The following is a 24,665-nucleotide window of genomic DNA, read 5'->3' on the forward strand; positions in this document are numbered from 1 at the left end:
GGTTAGACTGAGGCGACGACAATAGGGGCCCACTCCCTCCAACCGAAGTCTTTTCTCGATATCCGCCAATGCATGAACGCCTGACTTGGGCCCAATCCGCCCTGGCGCGCATACTGCGTCCGGCCGTGCGGCTGGCGTTGGCGATGGGGCTCAAGCATCCGCAGTTGGAGGAGATCCTGCGGGATCTGCTGCTGGACGAGGCCCGGCACCTCTGGAGGCGCCAGGGGGTGAACCGGCCCAATTTGAGCCAGCTCTCGGTCACGACCGGTCTCAACCGGAAAGACGTCACGGCGCGTGTGCGCCAGACCCGCGACCCCTTGCCGGCCACGGAAGCCTCCGCCGCGGCGAAGGCCTATACGGCCTGGCTTCAACTGGTTTCCGAGGAGCCTGCCCTGCGGCGCCTGCGCATCGCCGATACTGGGAATGGCCCTTCCTTCGAGCTCGTAGCCCGGCTGGCCTCACGGGGCAACGTGCACCATAAGACGCTGATGGAAGAATTGCTGCGCCTGGGGCTGATCGCCCTGCCGGAAGATGGCGCCGAGGGAGAGGTGGAACTCGTCGGTGACGGCTTCGTACCTGTGGGCAGCCTGCGGGACATGCTCGCCTTTGCGGGGGACAACGTTCGTGATCACTTGCTGGCGGCGGTAGGCAATACGCTGGGAGAGCAGCCTCGGATGCTGGAGCGCGCCGTGTATGCCTCGGGCCTGTCGGCCCAGGAATGCGAACGCATCCACCAAAAGATCCGCGATGAGTGGGAACCCCTGCATTTCCGGCTGGTGCGCGAGATGTCCAAGGCGCACGCCGAGGCCCGCGGCCAAGGCACCGCACGGATACGCGTGGGTGTATACGTTTATCACGAAGACCAACCGGCCAATGGAGCGGCCGCAGCCCCTATCCATCTGGAGCGTGAGTCATGAACAGAAGAGCAGGCATGCGTGCACTGACAGCCGCCTTGCTTCTGGCAGCGGCCGGCTATATGACGGGCTGCGGCGGCGGCGATGGCGTGGGCTCGGGTGGCACGGGCGTCTTCAAATCCACGGTCGCCGTGGGCAGTGTCACCGATACAGCGAGCAGCGGGTATGTGGTGATCAACGGCGTACGCTTCGATGTGAGCCAGGCGCTGATGGAGATCGACGGCGCTCCGGCCGGCCAGCTCAAACCCGGCATGACGGTACAGGTAGAGGGCACGGTAGACTCAGGACTGACCACGGGCAAGGCCACCCGGGTCGTGTCTGTTCCCGAACTGCGCGGCACGGTGGATGCCGTGGATGAGCCGCAGGGACAGTTCAGCGTGCTGGGCGTCCCGGTTTCGGTGGACAAGGCCACCATATTCGATGGTGTGAGCGACCTCTCCACTTTGCAGCCGGGCCAGAGCGCTCAGGTCTACGCCCTGCCCAACGGCAGCGCCTTGCGCGCCACCAGGGTGGAAGCGCTGTCTGCCGCGCCAGGCACCGTGCTTCCCGTGCTATGGAGCAAAATCGAAGCACTGGATAGCCTTGCGCGCCGGTTCCAGGCAGGTGCCCTGGTAGTCGACTACGGGCAAACGGCTTTCGGGGAAGGGCTGAGCGCCGCCACACTGGCCAACGGCGCGTTTCTTTACATCAGCGCCCAGGAAGCCCCTGTCGGCAAGGTGCTCAAGGCCAGCCTTCTGCGCCCGGCTCATGAACTGCCTGCACAGGCCAATTCCCCTGTGACACTCGCCGGACTGGTCACTGCGTTCACGTCAGCGCAATCGTTTGTGGTGCAGGGCACACCGATCGACGCCAGCCAGGTGAAGGTGATCACCGGGGGTACGATAGGCGACGTGGGCCTCGGCACCAAGCTCACGGTGGCCGGGCGTATGGCAGACGGTGTGCTGGTAGCCCAGCGCGTTGAAATTCTTCAGGCCGCCAGCGACTCCAATTCAGGAGCCAAGCCGGAGACGGGCGGATCCCCCGATTCGGGCTCAGGTAACTCGGGCAACGGTACTGGAAGCGATAACTCGGGCAATGGCAGCCCAGGCAACGGTTCCGGTAGCGATAACTCGGGCAATGGGAACTCAGGCAGCGGTTCCGGTAGCGACAACCCAGGCAATGGAAATTCGAGCAGTGGCTCTGGGAACGGCAACTCGGGCAATGGCAACTCAGGCAACGGAGGCACGAACAGCGGCTCTGGGAGTGGTAATTCGGGCAGTGGCTCGGGAAGTGACAACTCGAGCAACGGAAACTCGGGTAGCGGAAGCTCAGATAACGGAAACTCTGGCAACGGCGGCTCGAACAACGGCAACTCGGGTAGCGGGGGCACGAACAACGGCGGTTCGAACAACGGCAATTCGGGCAACGAGGGCACGAACAATGGCGGTTCGAACAACGGCAACTCGGGTAGCGGGGGCACGAACAATGGCGGTTCGAACAACGGCAACTCGGGTAACGGGGGCACGAACAATGGCGGTTCGAACAACGGCAACTCGGGTAACGGGAGCACGAACAATGGCGGTTCGAACAACGGCAATTCGGGTAACGGGGGCACGAACAATGGCGGTTCGAACAACGGTAACTCGGGTAGCGCCGACTTGGTAACCTGAGTTCGAACGAACACGCTCTTATACGGCCTCCATCACAGCCCTCAAGAACTGCTTCGTCCGTTCTTCGCGGGGTTGGGCGAACAGCTCTTCTGCAGGGCCCTGCTCCACGATCCGGCCTTGATCGAAAAAGCACACGCGATCAGAGAACTCGCGGGCGAACCCCATCTGATGCGTGACCATCAGCATGGTCAGCTGATGTTCCCGGCCCAACGAGCGGATCACACTGAGCACTTCTCCGCACAATTCCGGGTCCAGCGCTGAAGTCACCTCGTCGAACAGCATCACCTTCGGACGCATCGCCAACGCACGCGCGATGGCAACCCGCTGCTGCTGTCCCCCGGAAAGCTGCGACGGGTGGTGATGGAGCTTATCGCTCAAGCCCACCATCGCTAGGAGCTCAACAGCCCGCTCGCTCGCCTCTTCCTTGCCCAGGCCCAATACGGAACGAGGCGCTTCCATACAATTTTCCAGAGCGGTCATGTGGGGAAAGAGGTTGAAATGCTGGAACACCATGCCAATCTGGGCACGCATGCGCCGCAGGTGCCGGCGGTCTGCCGGCACCTGCCGTCCACCACGCTCCATGCATGTCAGCGGCTCGCCCTCTATCCGGATGACGCCGCCATCAATGCCCTCCAGCGCCATAAGCACACGCAGTACGGTGGTTTTTCCAGAGCCTGAAGGCCCGATGATCGCGACCTTCTCATGCGGAGCGACGTCCAGGTCCAGGCGATCCAACACCGTCAGTTGACCATAACGCTTGGTCACCCCTTCGAAGCGCACCATGGGCGTCTGCGCTTTAGGGTGTTCTGTCTCGTTCATACCCGCCTTCCGGTGCGCGATTGCAAAGCCCTCTCTACCTGGCGGATCAACGCCGCCGAGACAAGACTGAAAATCAGAAAAAACACGCCTACCAGCGTTATGGGCTCGGTATATTGGAAGCTCTCCGCACCCAAGACCTTGGCGGTCTGCATCAGTTCGGTCACTGCGATCACCGACAGCAGCGGCGTTTCCTTGAAGAGCGCCACCAGATAGTTACCTAAAGCGGGCACAACAGGCGGAATGGCCTGCGGCAAGATCACGCGTTGAAAGGTCCGCCAAGTTGAAAAGTTAAGTGCCGCGGCAGCTTCCCACTGGCCTTTGGGCACGTTGTCAAGGCCCGCGCGGTACACCTCCGCACAGTAGGCGCCGTAATGCAGACCCAAGGCCAGAATCCCTGCAGGCAACGCTTCCAGCGTCAAGCCGATTTCCGGCATCAGGTAATAAAGGAAAAATATCTGGATCAACAGCGGCGTAGAACGTAGAAACTCTACCGTGCCAGCCGCTATCCGGCTCAACCAGGCAGGTCCTGCCCTCCGGCAGACAGCGAACAGCAAGCCGACCAGCAATGCCAGCGCAAAGCCCATGAACGTAGCCTGTACGGTGACTACCGACGCCTCGGCGAGCAATGGAAGTATTTCCCAGGCGTAGTCCCAATCCCAGACAAGCATCTCACGCCACTTTCTCAATGCGCTGGCCGCGCGTGACACGGCGCTCCAAGGCGCGCATACCCGCGGTGATCAACACAGACATGCCCAGATACATGAGCAATACCGTCCCGAACACCTCGGTGGTTCGCAGGGTATGCTGGTTGAGTTGCTGCGCCTTGAACGCGAGATCGGACAGCGTGATCAGTGACACCAGCGAAGTGGCCTTGAGCAATTCGATCAACAGATTGCCCCAAGGCGGGATCATGGCCGCGAAAGCCTGTGGCAAAACGATGCGCCGCAATGCTTGGCCACGGCTCATGTTCAAAGCTGTGGCCGCTTCCCACTGGCCGTGCGGCACCGAATTGATAGCCCCGCGAACCACTTCAGCGCCGTATGCACCCACATTCAGTCCCAGCGCAAGAATGCCCACGGCCAAAGCCGGAAGCACAACGCCGAATTGCGGAAGCACGAAGAACAACCAGAACAGCTGCACCAGCGCTGAAGTGCCGCGGAAGGCTTCGATGTAGGTTACAGCCAGCCAGCGCAGCGGCAATGGCCCGTACACGCGAGCCAAGCCTGCCAGGAAGGCCATGGCCACGGCCAGCAAGGAACCGCCTGCCGCCACAACCATGGTCACGCCTGCGCCGCGCAATAGCTCCGGCATCAACTCCCCCACAGAGGTGAAGCTGACGACGCACAGTCCTCCCACGAAGGCAATGATGGCCATCACCAGGATCACGGTCAGCTTGGGCGAAAGGGCCACGGCCGGCCTCCTGCTATTCGCCCGCGCAGTGCTGCTCGGCGGTCCGCTCGGGCAGGTTCGACGAATCGAAGCCGAACTCCTTGACCATGGCCAGGTGCTCCGGCGTGCCGATGAATTTTTTCAGTTCAGCATTGACCGCATCGCGCAAGCCGGTGTCCTCCGGTCTGAAGGCAAACGCGCCTTCGCCGCGGTAGGTTTTTCCATCGTGCTCGAAGTCGAAAGGTTGAGCACGCTCCAGTTCCTCGTCCTTATTGGCGAGATCCTGCGCGGTGAGCGACGTGAAAGCCGCCGCTGCGGCGCGGCCGGACTTCACATTGGCCACGGCTGCGGCGAAATCGGGCACCAGCACTTGCTGCCCGCGCTTCATGCCAGCCATGCGCGCCTGTTCGACTTCGGCGACACCCGCCACAAAAGCAATCTTCGCATCATTCCCGATGGCATCCTCGTAGGTATTGATTCCCTCGGGATTGCCTTTCTTCACGACCATTGCCGTGCCAACCCCATAGGTGGGGTCCGCAAAGATGACTCGCTTGCAGCGCGCGGGCGTGATGTACATCGACGCCACGATGGCGTCGAAGCGACCCGCGCGCAGGCCCGGGATCAGCGCCCCCCACTCAGTCAGGACACCATCCACGCTCTTTACACCGAGCTTGTTCATGATGTGGCGAAACACTTCGGGCGATTCACCCGTTAACTGACCTGACGAGGTGGCATATGCGAAAGGAGCTTCGTTGGCAAAGCCCACCCGAATGAAGCCCTGCTCCCGCAGTTGCTCCAGTGTCACCCCGGCGCTGGCCGCGCCAGCGCCGAGGAGCGCACAAGCACCCGCCAGAGTGAGCAGAGCGCGCCGCAAAATGAATTTCGGATTTTTTCTCATGTCTCTCTTTCCGGCTGATCTTGGCATCAGCTCGATGCGGATGGCGGTGAGAAGGGCACCGCAGAAATGTCCTCGCGCTCGGCGATGAAGTTGGGTCTTGGCGGCAAACCACAAAATGGCGCCTGCGGCGGGTTGTCGACGCTGTTGTAGACCACGAAGATATTGCTGCGCGGCAAAGGCGTGATGTTGGAGTTCGAGCCATGCATGATGTTGCATTCGAAGAATGTCACGGCGCCTGCCAGGCCGGTTGGGGCGACGATGCCGAATTCATCCACCAAACGGGCAAGGCTTTCGTCGTCGGGCACGCCCACTTCCTGGTGCCGCAGCGAGTCCTTGTAGTGGTTGTCAGGCGTTTCGCCTACACACGACACATAGCGCTGATGCGATCCGGGAATGATCATCAATGGCCCGTTGTGCGGCGTATTGGCTGTCAGGCTGATGGAGCAGCTGAGCATGCGCATGGCAGGAATGCCGTCCTCCACGTGCCAGGTTTCAAAGTCGGAGTGCCAGTAGAACTCCTTGCCTCGAAAACCGCCTTTGTAGTTGATGCGCGACTGGTGGATGTAGACATCTCCTCCCAGCAACTGGCGCGCGATCGCCACCAGCTTCGGATGCTGGCACAGCCGGCGCAGCACCTTGCTTGAACGGTGCACCGCGAAGATCGAGCGCAGCTCGCGGCTGCCCGGCTCGATGACGGCTTCCTCAGCCTGTTTCACGGCCTCGTCCTGGCGTAGCCGCTGGAGCTCTTCCAGACAGGAGGAGATATCAGTTTCATCCAGGAGGCCCTCAAAGCCAAGATAGCCGTTGTCTTCGTAGAACAGCAGATCGCGCTGTGTCAGCGGCCCATCCTCGACCCGGCCATGAACCACAAGGTCCTGGCGGGCACTGATGCCCGCCACCGGCTGATGGCGTGAAGGATAGCGATCGTCCGCGCGGACGCTGGCAGTATGTACTTCACTTTGCATCATGGTATGAGCTCTCCTTTCGCTCAATCCGACAGCGCGTAAGCACCGGAGGCATCGTGTACTTCCCGACCGGTCAGCGGGGGATTGAACACGCACACCATGCGCATGTGCGTGCCCTTGTTGGCGCGCAGGATATGGTGGTCGTGCTGGTTGAGCGCATAAATCGTCCCCACACGGATCGGATGCGTCATGCCCGTGCCCAGATCGGTAATTTCGCCCTCGCCTTCGATGCAGTACACGGTTTCAAGGTGGTTGAGGTAATGCATTTCCACTTCGGCACCCTTTTTGATGATGGTGTCGTTGACCGAGTAACCCATGCCGGCATCCTTGTAGATCAAGCGGCGGCTGGTCCAGGTTTCGGTATCCACGTCAGCGGGCGTGCCCAGAACGTCATCGAGGTGTTTGACAAGCATGTGTGTTCCTTTCTTGAGTGGTGATGAGATGAGACCTTGGCGTCAAGCCGCTTGGCGAAGACCATCGCTGAGAACGGCCTGCAGGCTCTGGTCAATGATGTCCAGCCCGTGCCCGAGATCCTCCTCCTTGATGGTGAGACTGGGCAGCAGCTTGAGTACCTGATCATCGATACCAGCGGTCTCGACAATCAAGCCGCGCTCGAAGCATGCTTTCGAAACCTGGCCGGCCAACGCGGCGTCGGCGAATTCAACGCCCTGAATCAAGCCAAGGCCACGGACCTTGCCGTCGACGCTGCGCTGGCGCAGCATGCCCTCCAGCCGCTGTTGGGTTAGATCACCTTTGCGCACGACCGCGTCCTGCAGCACAGCGTCGGTCCAAAAGCTCAGCGCCGCGGCGCCTGTCACGAACGCAGGACAGTGGCCGCGAAAAGTACCGTTGTGTTCGCCGGGTGCCCATTGATCCAGCTCTGGCTTGATGAGCACCATCGCCAACGGCAATCCGTAGCCCGAGAGCGATTTGGACAAGGTGACAATGTCCGGGACGATGCCCGCCGCTTCGAAACTGAAGAATCCCCCAGTACGACCGCATCCGACCTGGATGTCATCGACAATGAGCACAATGCCGTGCCGCTCGGTAATCTCACGCAGACGCTTCAGCCAGGCATGGCTGGCCACGTTCACTCCACCTTCGGCCTGCACAAGCTCCAGGATCACAGCGGCGGGCAGGCCCATCCCGCTGCCGTTGTCAAGCAACATCGCTTCGAAGATATCCAGCGTGTCGGTATCACCTCCGAGGTAGCCGTCATAGGGCATTGAAGCTGCGTGGGCTAGCGGCACGCCGGCGCCAGCGCGCTTGAAGCCATTGCCTGTGACGGACAATGCGCCCAAGGTCATGCCATGGAAGCCATTGGTGAAGCCCACCACATCTTCGCGCCCCGTGACCTTGCGCGCCAGCTTGAGAGCAGCCTCGACGGCGTTGGTGCCAGTGGGACCAGGGAATTGCATCTTGTATTCCAGGCCGCGCGGCTGCAGGATCACCTCCTGGAAACGCTCGATAAACGTGGCCTTGGCCTCGCTGTACATGTCCAGCGTGTGGGTGATGCCGTCGCGCATGAGATAAGCCAGCAACGCCTGCTTCAAGCGGTCCGGATTGTGGCCATAGTTCAGTACACCGGCGCCTGCAAAAAAATCCAGATACCGGCGGCCTGTGGTGTCGGTCATCCAGGCCCCTTTTGCGGACGAAAACACAGCGGGAAAGCTGCGGCAATAGCCTCGGACTTCGGACTCGTGTTGTTCAAAAATATTCATGATTTCTCCTCTTGGCAGTGGATGACGAGATAAATGAACGAGCTAGCGCTCACCGGCCAGGGCCGGTGGGGCATGACAAGTTCATTTCAGTGAATGGGCCCTATCCGCAGCAATGGCTCGGCGGGATGTTCGATGGGGAACTGATCGGTAGTGAAGTGCGGCTGTTGAGCCAGCGGCACATCCAGCCGCTGAGCCAGCGCGGCGAACAGCGCTTGTGAGGCCCGGTTGTGCGGGTCGACAGTCGCGGTGACCCATCGGGCGTCGAGATTGGCTGGCAACTCGCGCCAGGCCTCGAGCATCCGAAGCCCTAACCCCTGCCCTCTGAAGCGTGGCAGTAAACCCACTTGCCAAACGAAGGCCGCCTCAGGCTCACGCGGTGGCCGGTAGCCTATGACCATGCCTGCTGGCTGGCCTTCGTGCTTGGCCAGCAGGCAAGTCTGGCCGAAGTCGGTGGCCATCAGAAGATACAGATACGCGGAATTGAGCTCCAGCGTGCCAATGCTCTGCACAAGGCGCCACAGCGTAGCGCCATCCGATGATTGAACAGATTGAAATTCGAACGAAAGGGAAAGTGTGGGTGCGCCTATACCTGTAAGAGTCATGCCATTGGTTGTTTGTGGTGAAGCCTGACGTTCCTGCGTGGAACGTGCAATTGCTTCTGGCGATCAGACATGTGCACCTTGACGGCTTTCATGTCCGGTCGGCCCCTCGAGGGGGACCTACAAAAAAACTCAAGCGACCCAAACGGCCGTTGAACGATACAGGCTTTGCTAGCTCCGCTCATGCACGAAGTGCATGGGGAATGATGTGAATACCGAAGCGCCGACCCGAGAATTCCGTAGCGGCCGCTGGCCGCCCTGAACCTTTTTTTAGTCTAATCCCCTTAGTCGGATCATGCAAGCCCGCACATTTGCCTAGGACTTTATTGCCTCAGCACAGGCGATGGCGAAACGGTACTATGCAGCGGCCGGATAAAAGCCGGTTGGCTGTACTCCGCGCGCCTTCAGTGGCCCCACGGCCTGGGCGATAGCGCCGATATGGTCAGGCGTGGTGCCGCAGCAGCCGCCGACGATATTGACCAGCCCTTCGGCGGCGAACTCATGCAACAGCCGGCTGGTGACTTCAGGCGTCTCATCGAAACCGGTATCGCTCATCGGGTTGGGCAAACCGGCGTTGGGATAGCAGCTGATGAAAGTCTCCGGCGCGATGCGGTTGAGTTCCTGGATATAGGGGCGCATCAGCGCGGCGCCAAGGGCGCAGTTCAGGCCCACCGCCAGGGGCTGGACGTGGCGCACGCTGTACCAGAAGGCCGTCACCGTCTGGCCCGAAAGCACACGGCCAGAGGCGTCGGTGACCGTGCCGCTGATGATGATCGGCAGGCGTTCGCCGCTTTTCTCGAAAAACTCCTCGATGGCGAAGAGCGCGGCCTTGGCATTGAGGGTGTCGAAAATGGTCTCCACCAGCAGCACATCGGACCCGCCTTCGACCAAGGCCTCGACCTGCTCGTAGTAGGCTGCGCGCAGTTCCTCGAAGCTGGTGTTGCGCGCGCCGGGATCGTTCACATCAGGGCTGATGCTGGCCGTCTTGGGCGTGGGGCCAAGAGCGCCGGCCACGAAGCGCGGATGGTCGGGTGTGCTGAACTTGTCGCAGGCGGCGCGCGCCAGCCTGGCCGAAGCCAGGTTCATCTCGCGCGACAGGTCCTGCATGTCGTAGTCGGCCTGGGCCACGCGAGTGGCGCCAAAAGTGTTGGTCTCGATCAGGTCAGCCCCGGCCGCGAGGTATTTCTCGTGGATATCGCTGATCACGTCGGGCCGCGTCAGGCTGAGCAGCTCGTTGTTGCCCTTCACATCCTTGTGGAAATCCTTGAAACGCTCGCCACGGTATTGCTCCTCGCTCAGCTTGAAGCGCTGGATCATGGTGCCCATGGCGCCATCGAGGATGGCGATCCGTTTCGCAAGAATGGCGGGCAGCGCGGCGGCGCGGGTGTAGGCTGGCGAGTTCATACCCAGGATTGTAGAAAGCCTGCGCCCCGGCCGAGAAACCGCCCCGAAAAGACCATTGGATTCTTCCGCAATCTGCCGGAAAGCCAGGATTCCAATCACCCCCCGCTCACCGCTTGGTCCAGCTGCTGCAGAGCCTCCATGTAGATCGCGCTCACCTTGCGGTACATCAGTGCCACCACCGTCTCGGGAAGCGCCGGACGCACATCAACCACCTGCAGGCGCTCCGCCGCGATCAAGCTTTCGGCGGCCTGGCGCGGCACCACGGCCAGGCCCAGGCCTTCGACGACCAGCTGCACGTTGGCCGCCAGCGAATCCGATTCCACCAGCGGCGACGGCGCCCGGCTTCCACGCGCAGTGAACATTTCATTGAATGATTTGCGCTGGTGCGTGCTGGCCGAGGGAAGAATCCACGGGTAGCCGAGCAGGTCTGCCCACCGGTGCCGCTTTTCCGGCACGCCGAGTTGAGGCGAAGCGATGACCACCATCGGAACCGTCAGAAAGGGCCGGATATCCAGCATCGAGAGATCCAGATTGTCGACCGCGCGCGGCGAATACAGCGACAGAACCGCATCCACTTCCCCGCGCAGCAGTTGCTCGATGAACGCGTGCAGCCGCCCTTCGTGGAGTTGGACCGTCTCTGCCACCCAGGGCGCCCCAGTCAGCAGCCTGCGCAGCACGGCCGGAGCGACGTGCTCCGCCACGAATGGAGGCATGCCAATGCGCAACAGGCCACCGTGGCTGCTGTTGCCAGCAGCCACCTCATCGGTGAGATGCCGCAACTCGTTGATCAGCAGCCTCGCATGCTTGGCCACGCGCAAGCCTGCCGCCGTAGGCGCCATGCCTTGCCGCGAACGCTGAAACAACTCTTGCCCCAGTGAGCGTTCCAGTTCCTTGATCGCCTTGCTGACAGCCGCACGTGTGATGTGCAACCGTGCGGCCACCTCGGCGAGATTGCCGCACTCGGCCACCTCGTGCACCAGTTCCAGTTGAGCGAAGCGCAGCCGCCGGCCGATGGAACGCGGGACATTGGAGTTCATGCCGCCATGTTAACTATCGGTTGATACCTCGTGAGAAATCGTCGCTATGCGCGCGCCTGCCGGCTTCATATGATGACTTTGAACACGCTCCTGACGCGCTCAAGGAGCCCACAACCATATTTGGAGACAAGCGCATGCACTACTTCCATACAGGCTTGACGCGCCGCCAGACGCTGGCGTTCGCCACGGCTTCCCTCGCTCTGCCCGCCTGGGCGCAGAACTTTCCCACGGCCGGCAAGCCGGTTCGCATCATTGTCCCGGCGCCTCCCGGTGGACCCGCGGATATCCTGGCGCGTGCCATCGGCAACTACCTGGGCCCACAACTGGACAACGTGCCCGTGATCGTGGAAAGCAAGCCTGGTGGCGCCAGCGTACCGGCCGCATTGGCCACGGCCCACGCGCCGGCGGACGGCCACACCATCATGCTGGGCCTGAACACGACGCACACCCAGGTGCCGCACATGTTCAGCAAGCCGCCCTACGACCCGTTCAAGGATTTCACACCCATCACCCAGGTATATCGCAATGGCTCTGTGCTGGTGGCGCACCCCTCCCTGCCTGTGAATGACCTCAAGGAGCTGGTGGCCTACAGCAAGGCCCAAGCGAACCCCGTGCCTGGCGGTTCTCCAGGGGTTGGCACTAACGGCCACTTCTACATCGAGATGCTGAACCAGGCTGGCGCGAAGCTGAGCCATATCGGCTACAAGGGTTCGGCCGATGCGATGCGTGACCTGCTGGGCGGCTTCACCAAGCTGCAGTTCGATGCACCCGTCACTTCGCTGCCGCACATCCAGGCCGGGCGCCTGAAGGCGCTGGCCGTGACGGGTCCCACGCGCATCAAGCAGTTGCCCAACGTGCCGACGGCGCACGAGCAAGGCTTTCCCGCCCTGGATATCACCGGCTGGATGGGGTTCTTCGGCCCCGCGAGGCTGCCTGCCGGCACGGTGGAGCGCCTGAATCAAGCGCTGGTGGCCGTGATCCGCCGGCCCGAGATCCGCGCGCAGTTCGAGCCTATGGGGCTGGACCTCACGGGTACCACGCAAGCGGAGTTCGCGGCTATCGTGCGCAGCGACTATGAGGTGTGGGGAAAGATCATCAAACAGACGGGCATCAAGCTGGACCAATAAAGATATGAGCGACAACATGGATCAAACCTCTGTGCAGGCACTGTTGGATAGGGTGAAGGTGCTGGAGCAGCGTGTGCAACGTGCTGAGGACATCGAAGCCATCAACAGGCTGACTCGCGCCTATGGCTATTACCTGGACAAGGCCTTGTGGGACGAAATGCTGGATCTGTTCACCGAGGATTGCAGCGTGGAAATCTCCGCGCTGGGTGTCTACCTCGGCAAGCAGCAGGTGGTCGTCCTGTTCAAGGAGTTACTGGGCAAAGGCCCCGCCAAGAGCGATGAGAACGGCCTGCTGTGGGGGCAGCTCTACAACCACCTGATCGTGCAGGGCATCGTGCACGTGGACGACGATGGCGTGAATGCCAGCGGCCGCTGGCGCTGCTTCATGCAGATCGCGGAATTCGGCAAGAGCGCGGTATGGGGAGAAGGGCCCTATGAGATTCGCTACCGCAAGGGAGAGGATGGCATCTGGCGGATCCGTAGGCTGCACTTCTACCGCACCTATCACACGCCTTTCGACGAAGGCTGGGCAAAGGCAAAATCACCGCTGGGTGGCGTACGGCCTCATTTGCCGCCCGACTTGCCGCCCAGCATGGAATACGAGCCCTGGCCAGCTGTATTCATTCCGCCGTTCCACTACGCCAATCCTGTTTCAGGCAGCAGGCGCTATGCCCGGGGGACCCTGAGCGCGTCTAAGACGCTGCCTGAGGAATCAAGGCTCGGCTCAAAAAACGGCTTGGTTCCTGAAATATCGTCCTGGGGAGGCCATCGGATTCTGAATCCTCGTATAGTAGCCCGCTGCTACTTCCCCAAAGCTTTGCAGGAGCGGCTTCAGAGGGTGTCCCCCAAGCCCCCCTCCGTCATTCCCGCGCAGGCGGGAATGACGAGAGTGACGTTCAGACTTTTACGACACCCTCTGAAGCCGCTCCTGCAGGGCATGGCCCCGCCCCCTGAAAGTTTCATGACGATCGATGTTGCTCGCGCGCCTCTTGCCATTCTGCAAGAGGTCTTTGGCTATTCCGCTTTCCGCGGCCAGCAGGCGGCCGTGGTGGATCATGTGGCAGGAGGGGGCGATGCGCTGGTGCTGATGCCCACGGGCGGCGGCAAGAGCCTGTGCTACCAGGTACCGGCCATTGCCCGCCAGCGCGCGGGGCGTGGGGTGACCCTCGTGATTTCACCGCTGATCGCGTTGATGCACGATCAGGTGGGCGCCCTGGACGAAGCCGGCGTGCCGGCTGCTTTTCTCAATTCCACGCTCGATTGGGAGCAGACGCAGGAGGTGGAGCGCAAGCTACTCGCGGGCCAGCTCACCCTGCTCTACGCCGCCCCGGAGCGCATTTCCACCCCTCGCTTCCTGGGCTTGCTGGATACACTGCATGCCCATGGGCAGCTCAGCCTGTTCGCCATCGATGAGGCGCATTGCGTGAGCCAATGGGGACATGATTTCCGGCCCGAGTACCGCGCGCTCACCGTGCTGCACGAGCGCTGGCCGAGCGTGCCGCGCATCGCGCTCACCGCCACGGCAGATGACGTCACGCGCGCTGACATCGTCGAGCGGCTGCAATTGCAGCAGGCGCAGCAATTCGTAAGCAGCTTTGACCGGCCGAACATCCGCTACACCATTGTCGAGAAGAAGGACGCCACCACGCAGTTGCTGCGCTTCATCGAGCAGGAACATGCGGAAGAATCGGGCATCGTTTACTGCCAGTCCCGCCGCCGGGTGGAAGAGCTGGCGGAAAAACTGTGCGAAGCCGGCCTGGACGCCATGCCCTACCACGCCGGCCTGCCCGCCACCGAGCGGCAGGCCAACCAGGACCGCTTCCTGCGCGAGGAAGGCGTGGTGATGGTCGCCACCATTGCTTTCGGCATGGGGATCGACAAGCCGGATGTGCGCTTCGTGGCCCACGTCGACATGCCGAAGAATATCGAGGGCTATTACCAGGAAACAGGCCGCGCCGGCCGCGATGGCGAGCCCGCGCATGCCTGGATGGCCTACGGCCTGCAGGATGTGGTGAACCAGCGCCGCATGATCGACGAAAGCCCGGCCGAAGAGGCTTTCAAGCAGATCATGGTGCGCAAGCTCGACGCGCTGCTGGCGCTGGCCGAAGCGACGGACTGCCGGCGCGCGCGGCTCCTAGGCTACTTTGGCGAGCAGATGACGAGCGCCCGGGATGCATCCGGCACCCACGCGCATCCGTATTGCGGCAACTGCGACAACTGCCTGCAGCCGCCCGATGTGTGGGATGCCACGGACTGCGCGCGCAAGCTGCTCTCGACCATCTACCGCGTCCAGCAGATGAGCGGCATCAGCTTCGGTGCTGGCCACATCATGGACATCCTGCGCGGCAAATCCACCGACAAGGTCGCGCAGTTCGGCCATCAGCAGGTGTCCACCTTCGGCCTGGGCGCGGAATTCAGCGAGCCCCAACTGCGCGGCGTGCTGCGCCAGCTGATCGCCGTGGGTGCCCTGCAGGTCGATGCGCAGGCGTTCAACACGCTTCGCCTGCTGGATGAGGCCCGCCCCATTCTGCGCGGCGAACAACTGGTGCGCCTGCGCGCGGCCAGCGCAAAACCGGAGCGGGTGCGCAAGACCCGTGGTGAACGCGCGGAGCGCGGCTCCCGCAGCAAGGCCGCGCCACCCGCCGCGGCGGAGCTGGATACCGCCGCGCAAGCCCGTTTCGCGGCCCTGAAGGCCTGGCGCGGCGAAGTCGCGCGCGAACACAACCTGCCCGCCTATGTGATCTTCCACGATGCCACCCTGGCCGCCATCGCCGCCCGCGCCCCTCAATCGGCAGAGGATCTGCAAGGCGTCAACGGCATCGGAGCGACCAAGCTAGAGCGCTACGGGGACGAAGTGTTGCGGGTGTGCGCCGCAGCCTGAGGCCGAGTTCGCCATTGATGGCGAGTGCACTCCCTGGCATGATCTTTCAGCCGACCGGTATGTCTGGCATGCTTGAGCCGCATGCCGCTTTCGTATTCACTGGATTCGCGATTGGTTTTCATGGCGCTTTCCCAAAAGTCATCTTTTCCGCAGCGCTGGCCGTGGCTGTTGAGCAGTCTGATGCTCTTCGGCACCCCCACGGCGATGGGGCAGCCGGCACCGGCCATGAGCTATGCCGAAGCCGAGCGGACCCTCCTGGAGCGCTCCGACAAGTTGGCCGCAAGCAACAAAGCGGTGGAAAGCGCCCGTTTGCGCCGGCAAGGCACCGAAGGGCTGGGCGGGCCCTCGGTGGCGGTCACGGGCATGGCCTACCACTACTCGGTCAACGCCGAGCTGGATCTGGACCCCGCCCGGCGCATGCTCGATGGCGTAGTGAGCATGCTGCCACCCGGGGTGGCGCAAATACCCGGCCTGCCCACGATCCCTACCAGCGTCGATCTGCACCGTGAGAAAACCAAGGCATCGGCCAGCCTTTCCGTGATCTGGCCGCTGTACCTGGGCGGCCTGACCAGCGCCGTGCGCAATGGCCTCGACGCTGCCGCCGATGAAGCCCAGGCCGATGCCACCAGCAGCCGCGATTCATTGCATTCGCTGCTGGTGCAGCGCTACTTCGGCGCGCAATTGGCCGAACGGGCCGCGCAATTGCGCGCGCGCGCCTTGAAGAACGTGCAGGAGCATGACTCCGCCGCGCAGAAAATGCTCAAGGCAGGCGTGATTGCGCAGGTAGAGCGCCTGCAAGCCAGCGCGGCGCTGGCCGATGCCGAGCAGCAGGCACGCAAGGCCCGCGACGATGCCGACCTTGCAGCGACGGCGTTGGCGCGCACCATCAAGGCGCCGGGCACGGTGCGGCCGGGCTCGCCGCTTTTCGTCAGCACGCGTGCGCTACCCCCGCTGGAGGAGTTCATTGCCTCGGCCCAATCACGCCACCCGGGCCTGAGCAAGGTCCAGGCCAAGCAGCGCCAGGCTGAATCGCTGCATGAGGCACAGGAAGCCATGCGCCGGCCGCAAGTGCTGGCTTTCGGCTCTCATGAAATCGCCTCCCAGGGCAAGCCCAACTGGGCGGCCGGCCTCGCGGTGCGCTGGACGCTCTGGGATGGCCTCGACCGCGATGCCCTGTCAGCTTCCTCGCAGCGCTCGGTGGAACAGGCCGAGCTGACGCAGGCGCAGATTCGCAGCGACCTGGCCTTGCTGGTGGAGAAGAACTGGCTGGGCGTGGAACAGGCGCGGCGCCAATACCTGTCCCAGCAGGCCCAGGAAGACCTGGCCCGCGAGCTGCTGCGCCTGCGCGAAGCGGGGCTGAAGGCGGGCACCAGCACCGTGATCGACCTGATCGACGCGCAAACCAATCTCGCCAAGGTACAGACCGAGCGTGCCGCCAGCGCCAACCAATATGTGCAAAGCCTGGCCGCGCTGCTTGAAAGCTCAGGGCAAAGCGATGCCTTCGAGCAGTACATGGCCCAGGCCGATATCCAGATCTCCTCCGACGCACCATGACCGCTGAAATCGACACTCCTCCTCCCTCCAGAGCAGTTGCCCGCGACAAGCGCCCTCTCGCCACCATCGTGGCGATACTCGTGATCCTGGTGGTGGTCCTGCTGGTCATCTGGGGCTTCTGGCGGGCCGCACAGCCCGCGCCGACATTTTTCCAGGGCCAGATCGAAGCGCGCGAAACCGACGTGGCCCCCAAGGTGACGGCCCGCATCGCCAAAGTGCTGGTCAAGGAGGGGCAGCAAATCCAGCCTGGCGCCCTGCTGATCGAGATGGACAGCCCGGAAGTGCGTGCCAAGCTGGCCCAGGCCGAAGCCGCGCGCGATGCCGCGCAGGCCGTGGCTGACAAGGCCCAAGCCGGCGCCCGGCCACAGGAAGTGCAGATGGCCCGCCTGAACTGGCAGCGCGCCCAGGCCGCTGCCGATCTGGCAGAAAGCTCGTTGCGCCGCGTGCAAAGCCTGTACGACCAGGGCCTGGTGGCCGCGCAAAAACGCGATGAAGCCCAGGCCAACTACCGCGCCTCGCGCGATCAGGCCCTGGCCGCCAAGGCCCAATATGACATGGCAGCCTCCGGTGCGCGCCAGGAAGACAGGGCCGCCGCCCAGGCCCAGGCCCGCCAGGTACAGGGGGTGGTGGCCGAAGTGGAGGCCGCGCGCGCCGAGACCCAGCTCACCAGCCCGGTGGGCGGCGAAGTCAGCCAGGTGCTCGCCAAGCAGGGCGAGCTGTCGCCGCAGGGGGTGGCCGTGGTCACCGTGGTCGATCTGAACGACCAGTGGCTGGTCATGAACGTGCGCGAAGACCATCTGGCCCGCTTTGCCCAGGGCAGCCGCTTCATGGGCCGCCTGCCGGCGCTGGACAACCGCGAAGTGCAATTCCAGGTGTCGTACCTAGGCGTGCTGCCTGATTTCGCCACCTGGCGTGCCACGCGGGCAGGCCAGGGCTTCGATGCGCGCACGTTTGAAGTGCGTGCGCGGCCGGAGCAGCCCATCCAGGGCGCGCGGCCCGGCATGAGCGTGGTGGTGGAAGGGACCAAGTGATCAACAGCCTGCGCCGCGAATGGCGCTTGCTGTGCGGCCGGCCCTGGGATCTGGCGATGATCAGCTGGGTGCCCGCGCTGGCGCTGATGCTGCTGGCCTGGATTTTCTCGGCAGGGCTGTCCGAGCGGCTGCCGATCGCCGTGTGGGACCAGGACCACAGCAGTTTCTCGCGCCAATTCGTGCGCATGCTCGAAGCCACGCCCGGGCTCGCCGTGCAGTCCCAGGTGCTCAACGCGGCGGAAGCGCAATGGGCGCTGCAATCCATGTCGGCCTATGCGGTGGTGCAGATCCCGCCCGGCCTGTCGCGGGACGTCAAGCGTGGCATCGCGGGCGAAGTGGTGCTGATGCACAACGCGCAGCTGGCTACGCATTCCAGCCTGATCCAGCGTGATCTGCGCCAGGTGGTGGGCACGCTGTCGGCCGGCGTGGAGATGCGCGCGCTCGCCAAACGCGGTACGCCCAACCAGGTGCTGCAGGTGCGCATGGAGCCGGTGCGGACCAGCCTGGTCTCGCTCTTCAACATCTCGACCAACTACGAGCAGTTTCTGACAGCGGCCCTGGTGCCGGCCCTGCTGCACATCCTGGCCATGACGGCTGGAGCCTGGGCGGTGGGGCGTGAATTGCGCGACCGCACACTGGGCGAATGGGCCGAAGAGGCCACGGGCGGGCGCCCCGTCAACTGGGCGTCGATGCTCGGGGCGTTGGCGGGCAAGCTCGCCCTGCCCTGGCTGAGCCTCACGTCGTGCGGCCTGTTGATGCTGCTGTGGCTCACGGTGGGGCGCGGATGGGCTGTGCCCGGGAGCCTGAGCTGGGTAGGCGTGGGTTTGGCGGCGCTGGTGGCGGTCAGCCTGGCGGCGGGGGCCCTGATCGCGGCCCTCACGCTTTCGCTGCGCACGGCTTTGTCGGGGGCGGGGCTTTTGTCCGCACCCGCATTCGCGTTCAGCGGGGTGGGGTTTCCTTTGCTGGCCATGCCCTCTTCCGCCCGGGGGTGGGCGTTGTCCATGCCCTATACCCACTACGCGCGCCTGCAGATCGAGCAGTTGCAGATGGGCGCGCCCATTGTGCAAAGCCTGCCCATCGTGTCCGGCCTGGTACTGGCCACGCTGATCTTGCTGCTGCTGGCCGCCCTGGGGCTGTGCCGGGGCCTCAAACGCCCTGACAAATGGGGGGCACGCTGAACATGGCCAGCCCCTCCTCGCTCTTTGGCGCCTTCATCTCCACCTTGCGTACAGTGGCAGGCGATATCGGTGTGATCCTGCTGCTGGTGGGCGCGCCCGTGCTCTACGGCTTTTTCTACCCCTGGTTCTATACCGAAGAGGTGGTGCAGCGCGTGCCAGTAGCCGTGGTGCAGCAAGATGGCAGCGGCCTGGCGCGCCAGATGATGCGCTTTGCCTCGGCCAGCCCGCGTATTGATGTGGTGCTGACCACCGGTGACGAGCGCGAAGCCCGCGAAGCCCTGCTGCGCGGCGACGTCATGGGCTATGCGCTCTTGCCGCCCGATCTGAAGCGCCACGTGGTGCGCAGCGAAAGCACACCCGTGCCCGTTTATGCCAATGGCGCCTATCCATTGGCGGCCAAGCAGGTGCAGTACGGATTTGCCGAGGCCTTCGGCACCGTATCGGCCGGCGTCGAATTGCGGCGCCTTGGCGCAAGCGGGCAAAGCAAACTGCAGGCCGCCAGCAGCCGGTCGCCGGTAAACCTGCAGATGGAGGCCATGTTCAACCCCACGGAAGGCTATGGCAGCTTCGTGGTGGCGGCGGTGGCCATTCTGATCCTGCAGCAGACCTTGCTGATGGGCTCGGCCCTGCTGGTCGGCACCTGGCGCGAACAAGGCCAGGCCGCCGCGCCGCCCCGGGTGTGGCTCGGGCGGCTTCTGGCGTTGTGTACGCTGGGCTGGCTTTCAGGGCTGTATTACTTTGGCTGGATGTTCGTCTGGCACGATTTCCCGCGGGGTGGCAACCCATGGGGGGCGCTGCTGCTGCTGGCGGTCTTCGTGCCCGCCGTCGCGGGCTTGGGCGCTTTGATCGGCTGGTGGCTCGCCGACCGCGAACGGGCCATGCAGGCACTGCTCTTCACCTCAATTCCGCTGGCCTTCATGGGCGGCTTCAGCTGGCCCGCGGAGGCGCTGCCCACGATCCTGCAGTGGTTGCGCTGGCTGTCGCCGAGCACGGCGGCCATCAAGGCCTCGTTGCAGCTCAACCAATTGGGCGCGCCGGTAGTGGCCGCGCTTTTTCCCTTGTCTGTTCTTCTGTCATTGGCCTTGGTGGGGTGGCTGGCGATGCTGTGGGTCGGGAAAGTAAACCGAGGACAGATGACTTGACGGAAGAGGACGCGCTAGATTGCTGATCCGCCCTGCTCCCGCTCGCAGGCTTCACGGATCCATTCGCTGAACGCCTGGAGCGCGGGGTACTTGGCCGCGACTTGAGCCTGGTGAACCAGTAGGCGCCCTGCTGTAGCTCCTGTGCGAATGGGCGCAGCAAGCGGCCATTTGCAATCTCGCGGGCAAACAGCTTGGCGGGCAACAAGGCCACCCCCACGCTTTGCGCAGCGGCTTCGGCCATGGTCACGGACGAATCGAACACCGCTCCTCGCAGGCGCGGGCAAGGCAGGCCGGCCGCTTCGAACCACGCGCTCCATTCATCGGAGCGATAGGAGCGCAGCAGGACCTCACGCGCCAGGTCAACGCCCTGGTGCAGGCGTGCCGCAATGACCGGCGAGCACATCGGTGTGAGCGGCGCGTGCAGCAGTAGATGCGCTTCGGTGCCATGCCAGGCGCCGTCGCCGAAGCGGATGGCACAGTCCAGCCCCTCGCCGGCCATGTCCACCCGGTTGTTGTTGGTAAAAAGGCGCAGGTCCACGAACGGATGCGCCTCCTGAAAAGCCCGCAGCCGCGGCAACAGCCAGCCCACCGCAAAAGTTCCGACCACGCCCACGTTGAGCACCTCGCGCGGCCGCGTGTCATAAAACTGCTCCAGCGCCTGCGCCATGCGCGCGAAAGAGTCGGAGAGCACCGGCAGCAGCGACTGGCCTTCGTCCGTCAATGCAAGCCCTCTTGGCAGCCGCCGGAACAAGGGCTTGCCCAGCATGTCCTCCAGATTGCGGATGTGCTGGCTCACGGCCGTCTGCGTCACATGCAGCTCCTGCGCGGCGCGGGTCAGGCTCAGATGGCGGGCGGCGGCATCAAAGGCCCGCAAGGCATTCAAAGGCAGGTGCATGAAGTTTTTCTTATGGCTTCTCCAAATTATCTTCGATAGTCATTTCTCTTTTAAATCAATAAATTAAGCGCTCCATAACTAATTTATTGATATAAATCATGATGAAGAGGCGGCAGTTTTTCTTTTCCCTGGGGGCTGCGAGCATGGTGCCAGTCTGGGCTCGAGAAGGGTCTGGCAACGCCACCCAGCAAGCCTTTACCCAGGCCATGCAAGGCATCGAGCGTCAGGCTGGCGCTCGGCTGGGCGTGGCCGTGCTCGACACCGGAAGCGGCGCCTCTTTCCAATACCGGGGTGCTGAGCGGTTTCCCATGTGCAGCACCTTCAAGTTCCTGTTGGCCGCGCAAGCCCTGCACGCGGCCGAACAAGGAAAAGGCAGCATGGACACCCGGGTGCGTTACAAGCGCTCCGCTCTGGTACCCAATTCGCCAGCGACAAAGCCGCACGCGGACGGCGCCGGCATGACCGTGCGCGAGCTTTGCGCCGCCACTGTTTCGCTCAGCGACAACACCGCTGCCAACCTGCTGCTCGCCCGGCTCGGTGGGCCTGCGGGCTTTACCCGCTACATGCGCGGCCTGGGCGACACCGTGACGCGGCTGGACCGGATCGAGCCGGCCATGTCCGAATGCAAGCCTGGGGACGTGCGCGACACCACCACGCCGCAGGCCATGCTGTCGAGCATGCAGAAAGTGACGCTGGGCAACGCGGTATCTCCGGCCTCACGCCGCGAACTGCTCGCGTGGCTCCTGGACTGCAAGACCGGCGATCACACCCTGCGCGCGGGCGCGCCCGGCTGGAAGGTGGCCAACAAGACCGGCGCAGGGCCGGGCACGCGCAACGATGTCGGCCTGCTGTGGCGGCCCGGCACCCAGGCCGCCCCTTTGCTGATCACCAGCTTTCTGACCGAGTCCCAGGCGCCGATGGAAGGACGTGACCCGGTGTTGGCCAGCGTGGCACGTGAGGTGATCAAGCAGTTGGGGTAAGGCGGAGAGGGAAAATGCCTTGCATGGAAGACAAACAGCCTGCGATCTACATGCTTGCCAGTCAACGCAACGGCACGCTGTACATCGGCGTGACCTCGAATCTGGTCAAGCGCATGTGGGAACACAGGAACGATCTAGGGCAAGGCTTCACCCATCAGTACGGCGTTCATATGCTGGTCTACTACGAACAGCACGTGACTATGGAATCCGCCATCACCCGGGAAAAACAGCTCAAAAAATGGAATCGCGCCTGGAAGCTGCGAGTTATCGAGGAACACAATCCGCAATGGCGTGATCTATGGGTAGATATCTGTAGCTAAGCACGGCTTAGAGAGGGCAGAGATCCAGCCTCTGAGAAATGTCCTTGCCGATGTTCACCGTCATTCCCGCCTGCGCGGGAATGACGAGGGGTTGACGCATGTTCAACGGGAAATCCAGAACGCGTCCAAGGCGCGTCGCTGGATCTCGTTTGAATGAATCTGGCCTGCCAGAAAGTGGCGGTTATCCGCGCAACGAAAGCCAAGTCCCTGCATCGATGCCACCGACGCTCACCGTCATTCCCGCGCAAGCGGGAATCCAGCGGCAGCGCTCGCAGGAGACACTGGATTCCCTACTGGGGCATCCCACGTTGTCAAGCGAATATGGTTGTTATTTCTGATGGTTCTGATGGTTTAGTTGTTTATTACGGAGCTGACTGCAAGGACACTGAACTGAACGAAGAAAGACGGCCTACCTACTGACGGTCTTGTTGACGAGCTACGAAGAGCTTGGTGTCGGACCCAGATACGAGCCGCTCAGCGGAGGCTCCCATTCGCCTTTCGTGGCCTGAACAGGCCACCTGGAATCCATCGAGCTTATCCGCTGCCGGTCTAACCTGTTCAATTGATCTGCGAAGTGCCGTCCTGTTGAAACATCATTTTTTTGATAAACGAAACATGTGTCGATCTACTTCTACGTCGGTTTGACGCTCACATGATTGGCCACAAATGGCTGGCCTCGCGTGAACATCGCCCATAGAATGCGGGCGTTCTTGGCTGCCAGCGCGACAGCCGCCTTTTGCCAGCCCATGCGCTCACGCAACTGCTGCGCCCACAGCCACACTCGCTCCTGGCGTGGCTTGCTGCAGTGAATGGCCGATTTGGCGCCCTGCACCAGCAGCATCCGCAAATACGTATCTCCCTGCTTGGTAATGCCGCCAAGGCGGCTCTTGCCACCGCTGGAGTGCTGCGAGGGTGTCAACCCCAGCCAGGCAGCAAACTGCGCAGCCGTTTTGAACTGACTGAAGTCGGCCACGCTGGCCACGAGCGCCGAAGCGCCTATAGGCCCAATACCCAGTAGCTGCTGAGCCTGCTGAGCTCGACTGTCTTGCTTGATGTGTTGTGCAATGCGCTGCTCGCACCAGCCAATGTCCTGATCAAGCTGGCGCCACTGCATTTGCAGTCGCTCAATGCTTAATCTCACCAGCGCGGGCATCTCGTTGCTGGCATCCTCGTTGAGCTGGGTCAGCTGCTCCTTGAGCTTGCCCACCCCTTCAGGACACACCAGACCAAACTCGGCCAGCAGTGCACGAATACGGTTGATGCACGCAGTTCTGTCTTTCTCCCAGCCTTGACGCAGGGTGTGTACACCCAGGATCGCTTGCTGCTCGGTCGTCTTGATCGGCACAAAGTGCATTTGCGGGCGGCTGGCAGCCTCGCACACCGCCGCAGCATCATTGGCGTCATTCTTGCCTTTCTTGCCCTGCAAACGGTATGGCGCCACTAGATGAGGCGCGATCAGGCGCACCTGCAAACCAAGCTGGCTGAGCCGGCGTGCCCAGTGATGCGCTCCAGTACACGCCTCCATCACCACCAAACAACCGGCAGGCAACTTCGCGCACCAGGGCAGGAAACCTCGCCGCGCTAGCGCTCGGCGCACCAACACACCTGCCTGAGCATCCACCGCATGCACTTGAATCAAGTTCTTGGCCAGATCCACTCCAACTCGTGTAATCTCACTCATGGGACTTCTCCTTACTCTTTAGATTGACGTTCGCACCTCAATCTTGGCGCTTCGACGCCGTTCCTGGTAAGTGGGAAGTCCCCTCGTATTCGCCTGCGCGGGAATGACGAGGGGCTGACGCATGTTCAACGGGAAATCCAGAGCACGTCGAAGGCGTGTTGCTGAATCTCGCTTGGACGAATCTGGTCCGCCAGAAAGTGGTGGTTATTCACGCGGCAAAAGCCCAACCTCTCTACTAACGCCATCGACGTTCACCGTCATTCCCGCGCAGGCGGGAATCCAGCGGCAGCGCCTGCAGGAGACACTGGATTCCCGCCTGCGCGGGAATGACGAGGGGGCTGGCGTATGTTCAACGGGAAATCCAGAGCACGTCGAAGGCGCGTTGCTGGATCTCGCTTGGACGAATCTGGTCCGCCAGAAAGTGGTGGTTATTCACGCGGCAAAAGCCCAACCGCTCTACTAACGCCATCGACGCTCACCG

The 24,665-nt window shown here is 62.8% G+C and carries 22 protein-coding genes and 2 pseudogenes; 12 read left to right on the top strand and 12 right to left on the bottom strand.

Translation table 11 applies throughout. From position 1 onward, the window contains the following. The first annotated feature begins 68 nt into the window (after positions 1–68). Both WJU18_RS30060 and WJU18_RS30065 read left to right on the top strand, forming a co-directional pair. On the top strand, positions 69–917 hold the full coding sequence (locus WJU18_RS30060) for a DUF6502 family protein (RefSeq protein ID WP_423457951.1): 849 nt from the start codon (positions 69–71) through the stop codon (positions 915–917). Continuing rightward, the gene (locus WJU18_RS30065; RefSeq protein ID WP_423457952.1) at positions 914–2,563 is read left to right on the top strand and encodes a DUF5666 domain-containing protein; all 1,650 of its coding nucleotides are present in this window, start codon (positions 914–916) and stop codon (positions 2,561–2,563) included. Before WJU18_RS30060 ends, WJU18_RS30065 begins: the two co-directional genes overlap by 4 nt. Positions 2,564–2,581: 18 nt before the next feature. Here the strand turns inward: WJU18_RS30065 and ehuA are convergent, their stop codons facing one another. From ehuA to WJU18_RS30115, 10 genes are all read right to left on the bottom strand, one after another. Next, entirely contained in the window at positions 2,582–3,382 is an 801-nt protein-coding gene (ehuA, locus tag WJU18_RS30070) for an ectoine/hydroxyectoine ABC transporter ATP-binding protein EhuA (protein WP_423457953.1), read from the bottom strand. Further along, positions 3,379–4,050 (bottom strand): ectoine/hydroxyectoine ABC transporter permease subunit EhuD, encoded by a 672-nt coding sequence (gene ehuD / locus WJU18_RS30075; RefSeq protein ID WP_423461126.1) that lies wholly within the window; start codon positions 4,048–4,050, stop codon positions 3,379–3,381. The genes ehuA and ehuD overlap by 4 nt, the downstream gene beginning before the upstream one ends. A gap of 1 nt (position 4,051) precedes the next feature. Next, on the bottom strand, positions 4,052–4,693 hold the full coding sequence (gene ehuC, locus WJU18_RS30080) for an ectoine/hydroxyectoine ABC transporter permease subunit EhuC (RefSeq protein WP_423461127.1): 642 nt from the start codon (positions 4,691–4,693) through the stop codon (positions 4,052–4,054). Between the two features lie 112 nt (positions 4,694–4,805). Continuing rightward, on the bottom strand, positions 4,806–5,696 hold the full coding sequence (gene ehuB, locus WJU18_RS30085; protein WP_423461128.1) for an ectoine/hydroxyectoine ABC transporter substrate-binding protein EhuB: 891 nt from the start codon (positions 5,694–5,696) through the stop codon (positions 4,806–4,808). Then, positions 5,696–6,637 carry an ectoine hydroxylase gene (gene thpD, locus WJU18_RS30090; RefSeq protein WP_423457954.1) on the bottom strand — a complete coding sequence of 314 codons (942 nt, stop codon included), beginning with the start codon at positions 6,635–6,637 and terminating at the stop codon, positions 5,696–5,698. Before thpD ends, ehuB begins: the two co-directional genes overlap by 1 nt. Positions 6,638–6,657: 20 nt before the next feature. Continuing rightward, positions 6,658–7,047 (bottom strand): ectoine synthase, encoded by a 390-nt coding sequence (locus WJU18_RS30095; protein ID WP_423457955.1) that lies wholly within the window; start codon positions 7,045–7,047, stop codon positions 6,658–6,660. Positions 7,048–7,089: 42 nt separating this feature from the next. Continuing rightward, entirely contained in the window at positions 7,090–8,355 is a 1,266-nt protein-coding gene (gene ectB / locus WJU18_RS30100) for a diaminobutyrate--2-oxoglutarate transaminase (RefSeq protein WP_423457956.1), read from the bottom strand. Positions 8,356–8,441: 86 nt separating this feature from the next. Then, the gene (gene ectA, locus WJU18_RS30105; RefSeq protein WP_423457957.1) at positions 8,442–8,957 is read right to left on the bottom strand and encodes a diaminobutyrate acetyltransferase; all 516 of its coding nucleotides are present in this window, start codon (positions 8,955–8,957) and stop codon (positions 8,442–8,444) included. A gap of 354 nt (positions 8,958–9,311) precedes the next feature. Continuing rightward, complete coding sequence (locus WJU18_RS30110) at positions 9,312–10,358, bottom strand: homocysteine S-methyltransferase family protein (protein WP_423457958.1); 1,047 nt, start codon at positions 10,356–10,358, stop codon at positions 9,312–9,314. A gap of 95 nt (positions 10,359–10,453) precedes the next feature. Beyond that, positions 10,454–11,395: a LysR family transcriptional regulator gene (locus WJU18_RS30115; RefSeq protein WP_423457959.1), complete on the bottom strand. Its 942-nt coding sequence runs from the start codon at positions 11,393–11,395 to the stop codon at positions 10,454–10,456. 134 nt (positions 11,396–11,529) lie between these two features. Between WJU18_RS30115 and WJU18_RS30120 the strand changes: the two genes are divergently transcribed. The 7 genes and pseudogenes from WJU18_RS30120 (at position 11,530) to WJU18_RS30150 (ending at position 20,308) form a co-directional block, all read left to right on the top strand. Next, a complete protein-coding gene (locus tag WJU18_RS30120) occupies positions 11,530–12,522 on the top strand; it encodes a Bug family tripartite tricarboxylate transporter substrate binding protein (RefSeq protein WP_423457960.1) in 993 nt (330 codons plus the stop codon). 16 nt (positions 12,523–12,538) lie between these two features. After that, positions 12,539–13,000, top strand: a pseudogene (locus WJU18_RS30125) (nuclear transport factor 2 family protein); the annotation flags it as partial. A gap of 459 nt (positions 13,001–13,459) precedes the next feature. Further along, complete coding sequence (recQ, locus tag WJU18_RS30130; protein WP_423461129.1) at positions 13,460–15,403, top strand: DNA helicase RecQ; 1,944 nt, start codon at positions 13,460–13,462, stop codon at positions 15,401–15,403. 120 nt (positions 15,404–15,523) lie between these two features. After that, positions 15,524–16,957, top strand: a complete 1,434-nt coding sequence (locus tag WJU18_RS30135; RefSeq protein WP_423457961.1) for a TolC family protein — start codon at positions 15,524–15,526, stop codon at positions 16,955–16,957. After that, positions 16,954–17,988: an HlyD family secretion protein gene (locus WJU18_RS30140; protein WP_423457962.1), complete on the top strand. Its 1,035-nt coding sequence runs from the start codon at positions 16,954–16,956 to the stop codon at positions 17,986–17,988. Before WJU18_RS30135 ends, WJU18_RS30140 begins: the two co-directional genes overlap by 4 nt. Positions 17,989–18,044: 56 nt before the next feature. Beyond that, positions 18,045–19,166, top strand: coding sequence for an ABC transporter permease (locus tag WJU18_RS30145; protein ID WP_423461130.1), 1,122 nt, complete (start codon positions 18,045–18,047; stop codon positions 19,164–19,166). Positions 19,167–19,168: 2 nt separating this feature from the next. Further along, a complete protein-coding gene (locus tag WJU18_RS30150) occupies positions 19,169–20,308 on the top strand; it encodes an ABC transporter permease (protein WP_423457963.1) in 1,140 nt (379 codons plus the stop codon). A gap of 14 nt (positions 20,309–20,322) precedes the next feature. On the opposite strand, the pseudogene WJU18_RS30155 reads toward WJU18_RS30150, so the two are convergent. Then, positions 20,323–21,203: pseudogene (locus WJU18_RS30155) on the bottom strand (LysR family transcriptional regulator). A 101-nt stretch (positions 21,204–21,304) separates the two neighbouring features. Between WJU18_RS30155 and bla the strand changes: the two are divergent. Beyond that, entirely contained in the window at positions 21,305–22,183 is an 879-nt protein-coding gene (gene bla / locus WJU18_RS30160) for a class A beta-lactamase (protein ID WP_423461131.1), read from the top strand. A gap of 23 nt (positions 22,184–22,206) precedes the next feature. Further along, a complete protein-coding gene (locus WJU18_RS30165) occupies positions 22,207–22,503 on the top strand; it encodes a GIY-YIG nuclease family protein (protein ID WP_423457964.1) in 297 nt (98 codons plus the stop codon). Positions 22,504–23,134: 631 nt separating this feature from the next. Here WJU18_RS30165 and WJU18_RS30170 read toward each other — a convergent pair. Continuing rightward, complete coding sequence (locus tag WJU18_RS30170; protein WP_423454084.1) at positions 23,135–24,184, bottom strand: IS110 family transposase; 1,050 nt, start codon at positions 24,182–24,184, stop codon at positions 23,135–23,137. A gap of 172 nt (positions 24,185–24,356) precedes the next feature. Here WJU18_RS30170 and WJU18_RS30175 point away from each other — a divergent pair, with 172 nt between their 5' ends. Then, the gene (locus WJU18_RS30175) at positions 24,357–24,647 is read left to right on the top strand and encodes a hypothetical protein (RefSeq protein ID WP_423457965.1); all 291 of its coding nucleotides are present in this window, start codon (positions 24,357–24,359) and stop codon (positions 24,645–24,647) included. Positions 24,648–24,665: the final 18 nt, after the last annotated feature.

Source organism: Ottowia sp. VDI28 (genome assembly GCF_049532675.1).
GTDB lineage: Bacteria > Pseudomonadota > Gammaproteobacteria > Burkholderiales > Burkholderiaceae_C > Ottowia.